Raw genomic sequence first — 13379 nt, 5'->3', positions numbered from 1 at the left:
ATGGAGGAAATTGCATGCGCTATGCCATTTGCTTCACGCCTCCGGCGAGTGACCCCCTTTCGCTCGTGGCTGCTAACTGGCTTGGCCGAAACGTGTTTTCGGGCGAGATGGTCGAGCCTCCGGCCGTCCGCGGCCTCGGCATTCACGAGTTCGCCTTTCATACGGCCGTGCCGCGGCGCTATGGTTTTCACGGCGTCCTGAAAGCGCCTTTTCACCTGTCCCCCGACATGTCGGAAGCGCAACTTCTGCGCGACCTGATGCGTTTTTCCGGGACTGTCCCTCCCTTCCGGCTGCCGCGCCTCGAAATCGCCCGGCTCGGCAATTTCTATAGCCTGCAGCCGAGCGCTCCCTGCGAACAGATCCAGTATCTCGCCTCGGCGATCGTGCAGGAATTCGACCGTTTCCGTGCGCCGCTCAGCGAAGCCGAGATCGAGCGGAGCGACCCGGACGGGCTGTCGGCCGCGCAGTTCGCCAATCTCCATCGCTGGGGCAATCCTTACGTGATGGAGGAGTTCCGCTTCCACATGCCGGTAACGGGTCCGGTCAACGCGGTCGACATACCCCGCATCGAGCCGGCGCTGCGGACGATCTTCGGGCCTGTGATCGGCGAGCTGGTCATGGTCGCCAATGTGGCGCTGATGATCGAAGAGGGTGCCGGCGGTCCGTTCCGCGTTCACTCGCTGCATCCGATGGGCAAGGTCAGCGCACGCAGGATCGCCTGAACAGGCCTCAAGCTAAGTAATTGTGCAGCAAGGGTAAATTCTTCTGCTCAGTTTCCGTCTCGACATTCCAGCTGCGGATGATACCGTTCGCCGTCTTTTCAGAAGGTGATTTAATGGTATCTGAGACCTATCCGCGCAATCTCGTCGGCTACGGGCGCCAGACGCCCGATCCGAAATGGCCGGGCGAGGCATGCGTTGCCGTGCAGTTCGTCATCAATTACGAGGAGGGCGGCGAAAGCTCGATCCTCGACGGCGATCCGGCGTCCGAAAACCTGCTGTCGGAGATCGTCGGCGCGGCAGCCTGGCCCGGGCAGCGCAACCTCAACATGGAATCGATCTATGAATATGGATCGCGCGCCGGTTTCTGGCGGCTCTGGCGGATGTTCACCGATTTCAAGGTGCAGGCGACCGTTTACGGCGTGACGCTGGCGATGGCGCGCAACCCGGAAGCCGTCGCCGCCATGAAGGAGGCCGGCTGGGAGATCGCCAGCCATGGCTACCGTTGGCTGGAATACAAGGATTTCCCCGAGGATCTCGAGCGCAAGCATATTCTAGAGGCCGTGCGCCTGCACACCGAACTGACCGGCGAGCGGCCCTACGGCATGTATCAGGGCAAGCCTTCCGACAACACGCTGCGACTGGTGCAGGAAGAGGGCGGTTTCCTCTATTCCTCCGATTCCTATGCCGACGACCTGCCTTACTGGGTGAAGGGCGTCGACGGGAAACCCTTCCTGATCATTCCCTATACGCTCGAAACCAACGACATGCGTTTTGCCACGCCGCAGGGTTTCAACGCCGGTGATCAGTTCTTCACCTATCTGAAGGATGCTTTCGACACGCTTTATGAAGAAGGCAAGGCCGGCAAGCCGAAGATGATGTCGGTCGGGCTGCATTGCCGTCTCGTCGGACGCCCGGGCCGGGCGGCGGCGCTGAAGCGATTCATCGAATATGTGCTGAAGCACGACAAGGTCTGGATACCGCGCCGCATCGAGATCGCCGAGCATTGGCACAAGCACCATCAGCCGGATGCACTCTGATGTTGTCGCGCCAGGATTTCGTTTCCCGCTTCGGCGGTGTCTTCGAACATTCGCCTTTTATCGCAGAGCGCGCCCATGACGCAGGCCGCGTGACGGAGCCGCTGACGGCGGCCGGCGTGCACGCGGCGCTCGTCGCCGCCTTCCGCGCGGCAAGCCATGAGGAGCGCCTCGGCGTGCTGCGTGCCCATCCGGATCTTGCCGGTCGTCTTGCGATATCGGGCGAACTGACCGAGGACAGCCGGAAGGAGCAGGCCGGCGCCGGCCTTGATCGCCTGAGTGTGGCTGAACATGCCCGCTTCACGGAACTTAATTCGGCCTATGTCGAAAAATTCGGCTTTCCCTTCATCATCGCCGTCAAGGGACTCGGCAAGGACGACGTCCTGTCGGCCTTCGAGAAACGGATCGGCAATGGTCGAGACGAGGAATTTGCGACGGCGGCCGCGCAGGTCGAGCGGATTGCGCTACTGCGCCTGACATCAATGCTGCCGGAGGCTGAATGAAAGAGTGGCGTGCGATCGACTATCTCAATGAGATGTATGAGGCGGCGTCGGAAGCGCTGTCTTTCGCCGGCGGAATGGATGGGGCAGCCTTCGCCGGAGACAAGCTTACCTTCAAGGCGGTTGCCTTTTGCCACTTCACCATTGGTGCTGCGGCGTCCCGCCTGCTGGTGTCGCATCCGGAATTTGCGACCGAGCATCCCGATCTGCCCTGGACGAAAATCTGCGGCACGGGCAACCGTATCCTCGAGGACGTCTTCGATCTCGATCCGGTCGAGCTCTGGGAGGCGACTTATCGCACGCTGCCGGAGCTTCTTTCAGCGATCGATGCCATCCGTAACTGGCATGCCCAAGGCGAGTGAAGCCATGTCCGAATTTCTCGACATCCGCCCGCTCACTCAATCCGCCTTCGCCCGCTTCGGCGAGGTGATCGAGGCCGATCCGGCCTCGATGCGGCTCATCAATGGCGGCACGACGGAGCGCTTCCATGCCTTGGCCGTAGCGGAAGCGGCAGGCGAGGGCGCGCGTGTCATCATCAATCTCTTCCGCGGTCAGCCGCGCAGCTTTCCCTATGCGGTTGACATGATGGAGCGCCATCCCTTCGGCAGCCAGAGTTTCTCGCCGGTTTCCGGCCGTCCCTTCCTCGTCGTCGTCTCCGAGGACGAGAACGGGCGTCCCGCCAGGCCTGAGGTGTTTCTTGCGCGCGGGGATCAGGGGGTGAACTACCGCCGCAACGTATGGCATCATCCGCTGATGGCGCTCGGCGAACCCTCGGAATTCCTGGTCGTCGACCGCAACGGACCAGGCAACAATCTGGAGGAGTTCTTCTTCGAGACCCCCTTCATCATCAAAGAGCCAGCCCTATGACCGGACTGACAACCCATGTTCTCGATACCGCCTTGGGCAAACCGGCCGAAGGCTTGAGGATCGATCTCTTCCGGATCGACGGCGAGATGCGAAGGCATCTGACGACTGTTATGACCAATGCCGATGGAAGGGTCGACGGCGGCCCGATTCTCGTCGGCGAGAACTTCCACGTCGGCACCTACGAATTGGTCTTCCACGCCGGCGATTATCTCAGAGCCTGCGGCACGCCGCTGCCGCATCCGGCGTTCCTCGATCTCGTGCCGATCCGCTTCGGCATTGCCGATGTCAACGCGCACTACCATGTGCCGCTGCTGATCTCGCCCTACGGCTATTCCACCTATCGAGGCAGTTGAATGAGGTTCGCCGCGATCGCCGATATCCATGGCAACCATCTGGCGCTTGCGGCGGTGCTTGCGGATATTCAGGCACAGGGCATCGAGGAGATCGTCAATCTCGGCGATTTCTTCAGTGGCCCGCTGGAGGCCGGCCGGACGGCTGATATGCTGATGCCGCTCGGCCTGACCTCGGTTCGGGGCAATCATGACCGCTATCTGATCGAGCAGGACCCGGCCGCGATGCATGCCTCGGATGCCGCCGCCCATCGGAAACTGACGCCAACCCATCTCGACTGGCTGCGCAGCCTGCCCTTCGATACCGTCTATCGCGGCGAGGTCTATCTCTGCCATGCCACGCCCAAGGACGACAATCTCTACTGGCTGGAGTCCGTCTCGCCGGAGGGGCACGTCTTCCTGAAGCCGATCGAAACGATCGAGGCGCTCGCCGAAGGCATCGACCTGCCGCTCATCCTTTGCGGCCACAGCCACCTCCCGCGCGCCGTCCGGCTGTCCGACGGCCGCCTCATCGTCAATCCCGGCAGCGTCGGCTGCGCGGCCTATGACGACGAGCTGCCCTATTACCATAAGGTGGAAGTCGGCCATCCGCTGGCGAGCTACGCCATTCTGGAAAAAACGGCTGCCGGATGGATATGGCAATTCCGAACCGTCGCCTATGACCATATGGCGATGTCGGCACTGGCCGCCGAGAGGGGCCGTGCCGACTGGGCGAGCGCACTGGCGACGGGCTGGGTGAGATAGCCAGCCCGCCGACGTTGTCGTTATTCCTTCTTCGGCGCCTGAGGGGCGATCGTCTTTGCCGGACCTGCGGCCGGTGCAGCAGGCTTCACCGGGGCGGCGGCCGGCATTGCCGGCTTTGGCGCGGCGGCCTGCTTTGCCGGTAGTGGGCTATCGAGATTTCCAAGGAGGGATGCGATGGCGTCGTCGCCGTCGAAGCCGGCCTCCTTCAATAGTTTGTCCAGGATCGGCTTGTTGGCCTGATAGGAGAGGAGCTGGCCAGCCAGCCCTTCGCCGAGGCCGATGCCGTTTCCACCAGCCGCGCCGTTTCCGCGGCCGAGCATGCCGCCGGTGTCGAAGATCCTGATATCGGAGATCTTCTCGATCGGCTTCACCGCCTCGGCGAGCGCTTCGGGAATGATGCGGATGCGCTCGCGGGTGATTTCGAACTCGATGATGGCAGCGCTCAGCTTATTGCGGGCGTCGTTGAGAAGCGCTTCGCTTTCAGCCTGAGCCCGACCGGTTTCCAGAATGCCCTTGGCCTTGATGATTGCGGCATCCGCTTCTGCGGTCGCAAGCGTCTTGATGGCTTCCGCCTGGTCGCTCGCCGCCTGTTTTTCGGCCTCCGCGCCGACGGTAACGGCGGTCGCTTCGGTTTCGGCCTTCTTGCGCGCGTCGATCACGGCGATCTGCTTTTCGCGTTCTGCGATTTCGATCGCCTTGGCGGTGCCGACCTTCTCCTCTGCCGCGATTGCCCGGGCGCGGGCCATTTCGGCAGTCGCCTTCGCCTCGGATTCTTCGCGGCTCTTGTTGGCAACGGCGATGGCGCTTTCCTGGGCGACGATCTGAAGGTCGCGCTTGGCTTCGGTATCGCGCTGTTGGACGGCGCGGGCGGCATCGATGTTGGCGCTTTCGCGCGCCTGCTTGGCGGCTGCCTCGCGCTCGGCGATCGCCTGTTCGGAGGCAATACGGGCTTCCTCCTCGGCGCGTTTGGCCGCCTGCTCCTGCTGGGCGGTTTCGGCGCGGGTCGCGGCGGATTTGTTGGCGATGTCGCGTTCCTGGTTGAGTTCGGCTTCCCGCTTGGTCCGCTCGATGGCCAGCGACTGCTGGCGGGCTTCCAGATCCTTCTGGGCTATGGCGACTTCAGTGTCGCGGACGATTTCGTTTCGCTCCTTCTTGCGGCCTTCGGTGATGCGGGTCAGCGCCGCAAGACCCTGGGCATCGAAGAAGTTGTTGGCGTTGAAATGCTTGATGTCGGTCTGGTCGAGGCGTGTAAGCGACACGGATTCAAGCTCGAGACCGTTCGACTGGAGGTCGGCGCCGACGGCTTCCTGCACGGCCTTGACGAAATCCATGCGCTGTTCCTGCAGTGCGTCGAGGTTCATGGTCGCCGCCACCGAGCGAAGGCCGTCGACGAATTTCGCCTCGATCAGGATGCGAAGCGCCTCGGCGTCGTTTGTGCGATCGCCGAGCGTCTGGGCGGCCAGCGCGATCGACGAGCCGTCGGGTTTGACGCGGACGTAAAATTCGGCGCCGATATCGACGCGCATGCGGTCCTTGGTGATCAGCGCATCGCCTTCGCCGCGGCGGACTTCGAGCCGCAGCGTCTTCAGATTCACCCGGGCGATCGAGTGGAAGATCGGCAGCACGACGGAGCCGCCGTCGAGCACGACCTTCTGGCCGCCGAGGCCGGTACGTACATAGGCCTCGTCGCGGCTGGAGCGCGTGTAGAGAGAGGCGAGAACAAAACCGATGCCGAAAATGAGGACGATGGCAATGACGGCCGGTAGAATAATGTCATACATCATGGCTGCTCCCTGAAAGATTGATTGTCCGCTCCGGCCGGATCGGCCAGCGCGGGAATGGCGATAAATACATCTGCCTTGCGATCGACGAGGAGAACCTCGGTGCCGATCTTCATTGGGTTCTGGCCTTTGGCCGCCTTGGCTCTCAGCACATGCCAGTTGCCATGCTGGTCCTTGACGCGGACGCGCCCCGGCAGTCCCTGGTCGAGCGGGCCGAGCGACACTTCGGCGGTTCGGCCGATGAGCGCGTCGAGATCGACGGCATAGGTCTCGTCGTGCGGCACGATCCGCGCCACCGTCCGGCTGGATGCCCTGACCATTGGGAAGGTGACGAGGACGGCGGGAATGGCGGCGACGGCGGCGGGCAGCGGCGCCCAGAAAGCGCCGGCGACCGCCTGGATGGCAAAGCCGGCAATGGCGAAGAAGCCGAGCGCCATCATCAGGAGAATGAGCAGGGGAACACCGCCGACATTGAGCCAGGAGAGATAGCCGGCGAGGCCGTCATGGCCGTTGAGATCCGGTTTTCCGACAAGCTCCGTTATCGAAAATCCCATGACGGTCGCCAGCATCTCGATCACGGTCAGGCCGGCAAGGACGACGGCGGCGATCGCAAAGGGAAGGCATTCGGGGGCGAGAAGAAGTCCCATGGGCGTTACCGGTTATCCGCCTTGAAGCGCGCGAGGCGGGCCTCGATCGCCTGCTCGCGGTGCAATCGGTCGAGTTCGTCCAGTTCGGAACTATGGGCATGTTCGGCTGACGGAACGCCGGTGAGCCGCGAGACCGCCGCGGCAGCGCGGGCCGCACCCGCGCCTGGCGCGGGCCTTCCGTGGCCGGCCGCGGCCTGTTCGGGATGCTGGGCGATGCTGCGCTTGAAATCGGCAAGGCGGGCGTCCGCCTCGCGGCGTGTGGCGAGCACGGCCTGCAAGGCTTTCTGGCCCTCGTCCACCTGCTCTCTGGCATCGGCCAGCGCCTTGTCGAGCGCGGCGATCTGGGATTCGAGATCGATCTGCCGGGCGACGCCGGCCTTTGCGAGATCGTCGCGCCCGGAGGAGACGGCGAGCCGGATCTTTTCATCGAGCGCGTTCATGTCTTCGACAATTTCGTCCCGGCGGCTCTGGATGCGATATTCCTCGGCACGTGCCTTGCCGAGATCGGTGCGCGCCTCGTCGGCCGCCGCATCGATCTCGCGGATCGCCTGTTCGATGACGGCGATCTTGTTGACGCCTTCCGCCTTGTCGATTGCCGCATTGGCGATGCCCGCGATCAGGCGACCCATGCGTGAAAGAATGCCTTCATTCGTCATGTTTTCCTCCATCCGAGCGGAATTCGGCGTGACGCCGATGTGAATCTCGTAGTGATCCGGACCGGCAACGAGATAGGCCGGAAAAATGCTCTCCCATCCCTTCGAGTAACCCGCGACGTCGAAGGGTACGGCGACACGTCCATGCACCGTGGCGATCGTCAGGTCGGCGGGTCCCTTGATGGCGAAGAGCTTGTCGTCAAGCGGCAACTGCGGCGGATCGGCAATGACACCGCGATTGGCGGCGAAATCGCGAAGGCCGAGCGTCACCAGTCTTGCCGGCAGGCCCGTCTGTTCGCGGACGGTTTCATAGGCAAGCTCATGCAGGACGACCAGATTGGCGCCCGCCTTGTCGTCGATGCGCTCGGCAAGGATGTCGATCATCCTGCGATAAGCAGCAATGGTGTCGTCAAGCGCCTGCCGGGCCTGGTCGTCAGGAGCCAGGATGTAGCGCAGAAGCGATGGATGCAGTGTTTTGCTCGTCGTAGCCATGAGTGAATACATAAAGCACCGCTTTTGTGCTTTCAAGAGACCCGCGCTAAAAAATTACAACCTGACTTAACGTACGGTTGAAAGAACAAGCAGCGTTCGACACAGTTTCGGGATCACGCCCATTGAGAGAACCGGCAGTAGATCGGCCGATTCCTATGGGGCGACCGTGTTCGCCTCGCGAATACCGGCGCGGATACGGTTGATGATCGTCCATACGAGAAGGAGAGCCACCACTGCCCAAAGCCACGACGTCCATCCTGCAAATTCACCGCCAACCGCGACATAGATGCCGAGCGCGGCGAAAAGCACCGCACGGTCGCTCTTGCCCAGTGGTCCGTCGTAACGCCGGCTTGCCCCGACCGTTTGACCCAAAACGCCGGCAAACTCCGTCAGCGCCGAGAGGAATATGACTGATATCGCCAGCATCAAGCCGTTCGGATCGATGAGCGCAAACGGCAAATACAGGGCGACATCCGACACGACATCGCCGATCTCGTTCAGATACGCGCCCAAAATGCTCTTCTGCCCATGTTCGCGCGCGAGCATGCCGTCTATGGCATTGAGGGCCATGCGCAGGAGAAACCATGCAGGCACCAGCAGGAACCAATGCGGAATGGGGGCGACGCTCAGAAAAAGGCCAAGTAGAACAGAGACGGCGGCGGCAACTGAAGTCACCTGATTGGCCGTGACGCCTCGCGCCGCGAGGGATCGCACCAGAGGGCGGAGAATATTCTGAAATCGGGACTTCAATTGATAAACGGACATGCTACCTCAGTGGAATTTCGCGGCGTTGGAAAAGTCTATCCTTGCTCGGACGGTGCAGATCGTAGTGCTTGTGAAGAAGCCCATACTTCCTGTCGGTTCTCGCATAAGACTTACATTTGCGACTAGACTTCTGCAATAAATTCAAATCACTGTTCCGCCAATGGTTGCAATCCATCCACCCATCAGAATTGGAGAAGACCGTGCTGCAAACTGCCGATAGCCTGCAACCGTCCTCGACGGCCAGACCAGTGCGTGAATCCGAATTTCTATCGCATGACGGCACTCGACTCTTTTATCGGACATGGCCTGCGATCGGCGCTTCACCGAAGGGCGCAATCATTCTTCTCCACCGTGGCCACGAGCATAGCGGCCGCGTCGCGCATCTCGCGACCGAACTCGGCCTCGATGATTTTGCCTTCTACGCCTGGGACGCACGCGGCCACGGGCGTTCGCCGGGAGAGCGCGGCTATTCGCCATCCTTTGCCGCCTCGGCGCATGATCTCGATTGCTTCGTCCGCCATGTCAACGAGACCAGCGGTACTTCAGTCGAAAACATTGCCGTCATAGCGCAAAGCGTCGGCGCTGTGCTCGCCACCACCTGGGTGCACGACTATGCACCGCCGATCCGCGCGCTCGTGCTGGCCTCGCCGGCCTTCAGCGTCAAGCTCTACGTGCCTTTTGCCAAGGAAGGCATTGCGCTCTGGGAAAAGCTCAAGGGGACATTCTTCGTCAATTCCTATGTCAAGGCGAGGTTTCTCACGCATGATCCCGAGCGCATCGCCTCGTTCGAATCCGACCCGTTGATATCTAGGCCGATTGCCTCCAACATTCTGGTCCAGCTCTATGAGGCGGCAGCCCGCGTCGTCGACGACGCCCGCGCCATCACCGTTCCGACCCAGCTGCTGATCTCCGGCAGCGACTGGGTGGTGCGACGCTCGCCGCAGCACCGGTTTTACGAAAACCTCGGCAGCCGCATCAAGGAACGGCACATGCTTGCCGGCTTCTACCATGACACACTTGGCGAAAAGGACCGCGCGATTGCGCTCGCCGAGGTTCGCCGTTTTATCGATGCACGTTTCGCCGAGCCCCGGGCGCCTGCCGACCTTCGCACCGCTCACATCCAGGGCTATACCAAGGACGAGGCCGACCGGCTCGCGAGCCCTCTGGACGCCACATCCCCGCGCGGCATCTACTGGGCGCTCAGCCGTCTCAATATCAGGCTCGGCGCGCTGGTGTCCGAAGGCATAAAGACCGGGGTCAAGACCGGTTTTGATTCCGGTTCGACGCTCGATTACGTCTACGAGAACAAGCCGCGCGGGCTCGGCCCCGGCGGGCGGTTGATCGACAAGGTGTTCCTCGAGGCGATCGGCTGGCGCGGCATCAGGCAGCGTAAGCTGCACTTGCAGGAGCTGATCGACCTTGGGCTGCAGCGCCTGAAAGCCGCCGGCCGCAGTACCCATATGCTCGACATAGCGGCCGGGCACGGTCGTTATGTCCTTGATGCGATCGAGACGGCTGCGGTGCGTCCCGATAGTGTGCGGTTGCAGGATTATTCCCCCATCAACGTCGAGGCCGGCCGCAACAGCATTGCCACGCGTGGACTGGGTGATTTCGTGAGCTTCGGCCAGCAGGATGCGTTTGACGGCGAGGGGCTGGCCGCAATCACGCCGGCTCCGGATCTCGCGATCGTCTCCGGCCTCTACGAGCTGTTTTCCGACAATCAGATGATCGCCGCTTCGCTCGACGGGATCGCCCGCGCGGTGCAACCCGGCGGTCTGCTCGTCTATACCAACCAGCCATGGCATCCACAACTGGAGATGATCGCCCGCGCCCTGACCTCGCACCGGGGCGGGCAGGCGTGGGTGATGCGGCGGCGGACGCAAGAAGAAATGGACCAGCTGGTCGCCGCTGCCGGGTTCCGCAAGATCGAACAGCGCATCGACCAGTGGGGCATTTTCACCGTCTCGCTGGCGGAGAGGGTCTGAGGGCAAAGCGTTGGGGCAGGCACATTCGACTCTTTCGCAGGCAGCGCCGGTCCTGAAGCGGGCGGCACTCTGGCTCGTCTTGCTGGCGCCGTTCTTCTATCTGAGTTATGGCGGCGCCAATTGGCTGGCATCGCAGCGCGCCCATGTGCCGAACATCGCCTTTGCATGGGAAAGCGCCATTCCGTTCCTTGCATGGACCATCATTCCATATTGGTCGATCAATCTGTTCTACGCGCTCTGCCTGTTCATCAATACGACGCCGCGCGAGGTGGATATGCTCGCGAGGCGCTATTTGACGATCCAGTTGATCGCAGTCGCCTGTTTTATCGCGTTTCCGCTCGAAGCAATCTTCCTGCGGCCGGCCACGAGCGGCCTGCCCGGTTTCATGTTTGCTGTCCTCGGTGGCTTCGACAAGCCGTTCAACCAGGCGCCGTCGCTGCATATCGCGCTGCTGGTGGTGATCTGGGACCATCTGCGCAGCCGGCTGCCGCGCAGGGCCCGGCTTGTCTGGCACTGCTGGTGCTTCCTCATCGGTGCCTCCGTGCTGACGACGTGGCAGCATCACGTCATGGACATACCGACCGGCGTGCTGCTCGGTCTGTTTGCCGCCTGGCTTTTCCCAGCCGATGCCGGTTCGCCTCTTGCCAATTTTGCGTTGAGCGACGACCCGAAGTCGCGCCGTCTCGGCATCTATTATTTGTGCGGTGCTCTCGCATTTCTCGGCCTTGCAGCGCTCCTTACTCCTCTGTCGGCCGCAGCGCTTCTGTTGCTCTGGCCGGCGGTTGCCCTGGCGATCGTCGCAGCCGGATATCTCGGCGCCGGCCCGCAGATATTCCTGAAACGCGCCGATGGCCGGGCCGCGCTTGCCAGCCGCTGGCTACTGGCGCCCTACCGGCTCGGCGCTGCCATCAATGTTTGGCTCTGGACACGCAGAATGCCGGCATCCGTGGTGATCGCCGATGGTGTCCATCTCGGTCGTTTTCCGCGTCGCCATGAGGCCGACCGTTTTGCCGCCGTGATCGACATCACTGGGGAATTTCAGCGTCCGAGTGGGACACTCGCGCGCTGGTCCAGCTTTCCGACCCTCGACCTGACGGGCCTCGACAAGACCCAAACGCTCGCTGCGGCGAACCTCATCGACGTTGCGCGCCACCAGGGGCCGGTGCTCGTCTGCTGTGCGCTCGGCTTCCAGCGGAGCGCTGGCGTCATCGTACGTTGGCTGCTCATCAGCCGACGTTGCGAAGATCCAGCCGAAGCATTGCGGCTGATCGAACGGGCAGGGTGGCGTGTTTATCTACCCGCGGAAAGTATCCATGCCGTGGCGGAGGGCTTGCAATGACGCAGTGGAATTCTGCAGCTTCGGCGGCGGCGCAAAATCTCGGCCGCAATTCAATCTTCTGCGGGCTGACAGCCTTGTTGCCGCTGATTGTCGGCCCGATCACCGTCGAATTTCGAGGCTTCGCTCCACTGCTCGGCTGGCTATCGATGCTCGCTTTCTGCCTGGTCGTCCTGGGGCTGGCGATCCATCTCCTCTTCGATGCGCTGTTGTTTCGCCTCGCGTCGAGCCACGAGACGGAGGCCGCCGGTCTTGCCGCCGTCGACGACCTACTGTCCCGGATGCAGCTTCGCAAGCCTGACGGGACATCGCGTGGCCTCGATATGCGGATTGCCGGATCGCGCCGCATCATCTGGCGGCAGCGTTTTGCGCTCGCCATCTACCTCGTGATTTTCGCGATCCTTCTGCTCGCTGCAAGCAACGGCCAGCCGCTATGCTGAATTGAATGCCGAAGCAGGTCTTGCCCGCGCCATCGGCGCGTTCAACCAGTGCCGATTTCTACAACCGCCTGTTCGCAGCGCTGACAAGCGAAGGGCTCTCGTCGTGTCCGAAAGCACATGCTGCCACTCCGGCCCGGCCGCGCAGAGAGCGCGGCCGTGTTCTTCCAGCCGTCAGTGAGCCATGAGGATAGGCATGTTGCTTTGCTCTATCATGTTGCGCGTGACACCTCCGAACAGCGTTTGCTGCCAGCGAGGGTGATTGTATGCGCCCATGACGATCAAATCGGCATTCACATCCATCGCATGTTGCCTCAGGATCTCGTCGGCCCTGTTTCCGCCGCTTGCCACGCGATCCACCTGAACCTTGACCCCGTGACGGGAGAGGAAGCTCGCGATGTCGGCGCCTGGTTCTTCTCCATTCACCCGCTCTCGCGAGACCGGATCGACCATCGTCACGTAGACGCAGTCCGCCGTCTTCAACAGGTCCAGGGCCTGCCTTGCGGCACGCGACGCCTCGTCGCTCGAATCCCATGCCAGTACGATTGATTTGGAAGTGGAAGAGAGCGGCCGCCGTCCGCGGTTGATGATGACCGGCGTCGGCGTCTGGAACAGAGCGCCATCCATGACCCTTTTCTGCAGTTCCTCGTCCTTGCACGCTTGGCGGCCGACGAGAACGACATCGGCATAGAGCGCCCGTTCTGCAATGTCCTCCCGCGCAAAGGCGTATTCCGTATAGATGTCCTGCACGTCGTAGGACAGCCCAGTGCGCGAGAGATACGCCTTGATCTCTTCGGCTTTCTTGACGAGTTCCTCAATTTCGCGCTGGCGTTCTTCCACCCAGACGGTCGACAGGGAGTTGTATCCTCCCATCATCGGCGACGCGCCCATGCAGATCACGACCGCGCTGAGATGCGCTCCGGAGGCTCCGCAAAACTCGACGGCGGCCTTCAGGTCTTCGTCGAAATATTTGGAAGTCAGGATGCTCAATACCGTGCGAATGGACATTTCGATCACCTCTCTTGTTGAATATCGAGAGGATAACGGCACTTTCGGCGAGGTCTTT

At 62.1% G+C, this 13379-nt stretch carries 15 protein-coding genes; 10 read left to right on the top strand and 5 right to left on the bottom strand.

The window, feature by feature from the left end:
* Positions 1-14 precede the first annotated feature (14 nt).
* The 7 genes from J0663_RS03300 (at position 15) to J0663_RS03270 (ending at position 4217) form a co-directional block, all read left to right on the top strand.
* Positions 15-722, top strand: coding sequence for a DUF1045 domain-containing protein (locus tag J0663_RS03300; protein ID WP_207243048.1), 708 nt, complete (start codon positions 15-17; stop codon positions 720-722).
* Positions 723-835: 113 nt separating this feature from the next.
* Positions 836-1759, top strand: a complete 924-nt coding sequence (puuE, locus tag J0663_RS03295; RefSeq protein ID WP_207243047.1) for an allantoinase PuuE — start codon at positions 836-838, stop codon at positions 1757-1759.
* The gene (gene uraD, locus J0663_RS03290; protein WP_207243046.1) at positions 1759-2259 is read left to right on the top strand and encodes a 2-oxo-4-hydroxy-4-carboxy-5-ureidoimidazoline decarboxylase; all 501 of its coding nucleotides are present in this window, start codon (positions 1759-1761) and stop codon (positions 2257-2259) included. The genes puuE and uraD overlap by 1 nt, the downstream gene beginning before the upstream one ends.
* Complete coding sequence (locus tag J0663_RS03285) at positions 2256-2618, top strand: HepT-like ribonuclease domain-containing protein (protein ID WP_207243045.1); 363 nt, start codon at positions 2256-2258, stop codon at positions 2616-2618. The genes uraD and J0663_RS03285 overlap by 4 nt, the downstream gene beginning before the upstream one ends.
* A 4-nt stretch (positions 2619-2622) precedes the next feature.
* The gene (locus tag J0663_RS03280; RefSeq protein WP_246590362.1) at positions 2623-3123 is read left to right on the top strand and encodes an ureidoglycolate lyase; all 501 of its coding nucleotides are present in this window, start codon (positions 2623-2625) and stop codon (positions 3121-3123) included.
* Positions 3120-3476 (top strand): hydroxyisourate hydrolase, encoded by a 357-nt coding sequence (uraH, locus tag J0663_RS03275; RefSeq protein WP_207243043.1) that lies wholly within the window; start codon positions 3120-3122, stop codon positions 3474-3476. Before J0663_RS03280 ends, uraH begins: the two co-directional genes overlap by 4 nt.
* Entirely contained in the window at positions 3477-4217 is a 741-nt protein-coding gene (locus tag J0663_RS03270) for a metallophosphoesterase family protein (protein ID WP_207243042.1), read from the top strand.
* A gap of 20 nt (positions 4218-4237) precedes the next feature.
* Here J0663_RS03270 and J0663_RS03265 read toward each other — a convergent pair whose 3' ends face one another.
* The 4 genes from J0663_RS03265 to J0663_RS03250 all read right to left on the bottom strand — a co-directional run bounded on the left by J0663_RS03265 (position 4238) and on the right by J0663_RS03250 (position 8555).
* Positions 4238-6001, bottom strand: coding sequence for a flotillin family protein (locus J0663_RS03265; protein ID WP_207243041.1), 1764 nt, complete (start codon positions 5999-6001; stop codon positions 4238-4240).
* Positions 5998-6645 carry an OB-fold-containig protein gene (locus tag J0663_RS03260; RefSeq protein WP_207243040.1) on the bottom strand — a complete coding sequence of 216 codons (648 nt, stop codon included), beginning with the start codon at positions 6643-6645 and terminating at the stop codon, positions 5998-6000. Before J0663_RS03260 ends, J0663_RS03265 begins: the two co-directional genes overlap by 4 nt.
* A gap of 5 nt (positions 6646-6650) precedes the next feature.
* Positions 6651-7790: a PspA/IM30 family protein gene (locus J0663_RS03255; protein WP_246590361.1), complete on the bottom strand. Its 1140-nt coding sequence runs from the start codon at positions 7788-7790 to the stop codon at positions 6651-6653.
* 153 nt (positions 7791-7943) lie between these two features.
* Entirely contained in the window at positions 7944-8555 is a 612-nt protein-coding gene (locus J0663_RS03250) for a CDP-alcohol phosphatidyltransferase family protein (protein WP_207243038.1), read from the bottom strand.
* A 200-nt stretch (positions 8556-8755) separates the two neighbouring features.
* Here J0663_RS03250 and J0663_RS03245 point away from each other — a divergent pair, with 200 nt between their 5' ends.
* The 3 genes from J0663_RS03245 to J0663_RS03235 are packed head-to-tail and all read left to right on the top strand — an operon-like array spanning position 8756 to position 12316.
* Positions 8756-10540 carry a bifunctional alpha/beta hydrolase/class I SAM-dependent methyltransferase gene (locus J0663_RS03245; protein ID WP_207243037.1) on the top strand — a complete coding sequence of 595 codons (1785 nt, stop codon included), beginning with the start codon at positions 8756-8758 and terminating at the stop codon, positions 10538-10540.
* 10 nt (positions 10541-10550) lie between these two features.
* Positions 10551-11879 carry a phosphatase PAP2/dual specificity phosphatase family protein gene (locus tag J0663_RS03240; RefSeq protein WP_207243036.1) on the top strand — a complete coding sequence of 443 codons (1329 nt, stop codon included), beginning with the start codon at positions 10551-10553 and terminating at the stop codon, positions 11877-11879.
* Positions 11876-12316, top strand: a complete 441-nt coding sequence (locus J0663_RS03235) for a hypothetical protein (RefSeq protein WP_207243035.1) — start codon at positions 11876-11878, stop codon at positions 12314-12316. Before J0663_RS03240 ends, J0663_RS03235 begins: the two co-directional genes overlap by 4 nt.
* Positions 12317-12487: 171 nt before the next feature.
* On the opposite strand, the gene J0663_RS03230 is transcribed toward J0663_RS03235, so the two are convergent.
* A complete protein-coding gene (locus J0663_RS03230; protein ID WP_207243034.1) occupies positions 12488-13321 on the bottom strand; it encodes a universal stress protein in 834 nt (277 codons plus the stop codon).
* Positions 13322-13379: the final 58 nt, after the last annotated feature.

The sequence above is a fragment of the Rhizobium lentis genome, assembly GCF_017352135.1.
In the GTDB taxonomy this organism is placed as follows: Bacteria; Pseudomonadota; Alphaproteobacteria; order Rhizobiales; family Rhizobiaceae; genus Rhizobium; species Rhizobium lentis.
Note: the sequence above shows the minus strand (reverse complement) of the source record. Positions and strands in the feature narration are given on the sequence as shown.

Excerpts from the sequence above, each read along its gene's own strand:
- J0663_RS03300 (WP_207243048.1), top strand. The coding sequence starts at position 15 with ATGCGCTATGCCATTTGCTTCACGCCTCCGGCGAGTGACCCCCTTTCG.
- puuE (WP_207243047.1), top strand. The coding sequence starts at position 836 with ATGGTATCTGAGACCTATCCGCGCAATCTCGTCGGCTACGGGCGCCAG.
- uraD (WP_207243046.1), top strand. The coding sequence starts at position 1,759 with ATGTTGTCGCGCCAGGATTTCGTTTCCCGCTTCGGCGGTGTCTTCGAA.
- J0663_RS03285 (WP_207243045.1), top strand. The coding sequence starts at position 2,256 with ATGAAAGAGTGGCGTGCGATCGACTATCTCAATGAGATGTATGAGGCG.
- J0663_RS03280 (WP_246590362.1), top strand. The coding sequence starts at position 2,623 with ATGTCCGAATTTCTCGACATCCGCCCGCTCACTCAATCCGCCTTCGCC.
- uraH (WP_207243043.1), top strand. The coding sequence starts at position 3,120 with ATGACCGGACTGACAACCCATGTTCTCGATACCGCCTTGGGCAAACCG.
- J0663_RS03270 (WP_207243042.1), top strand. The coding sequence starts at position 3,477 with ATGAGGTTCGCCGCGATCGCCGATATCCATGGCAACCATCTGGCGCTT.
- J0663_RS03265 (WP_207243041.1), bottom strand. The coding sequence starts at position 6,001 with ATGATGTATGACATTATTCTACCGGCCGTCATTGCCATCGTCCTCATT.
- J0663_RS03260 (WP_207243040.1), bottom strand. The coding sequence starts at position 6,645 with ATGGGACTTCTTCTCGCCCCCGAATGCCTTCCCTTTGCGATCGCCGCC.
- J0663_RS03255 (WP_246590361.1), bottom strand. The coding sequence starts at position 7,790 with ATGGCTACGACGAGCAAAACACTGCATCCATCGCTTCTGCGCTACATC.
- J0663_RS03250 (WP_207243038.1), bottom strand. The coding sequence starts at position 8,555 with ATGTCCGTTTATCAATTGAAGTCCCGATTTCAGAATATTCTCCGCCCT.
- J0663_RS03235 (WP_207243035.1), top strand. The coding sequence starts at position 11,876 with ATGACGCAGTGGAATTCTGCAGCTTCGGCGGCGGCGCAAAATCTCGGC.
- J0663_RS03230 (WP_207243034.1), bottom strand. The coding sequence starts at position 13,321 with ATGTCCATTCGCACGGTATTGAGCATCCTGACTTCCAAATATTTCGAC.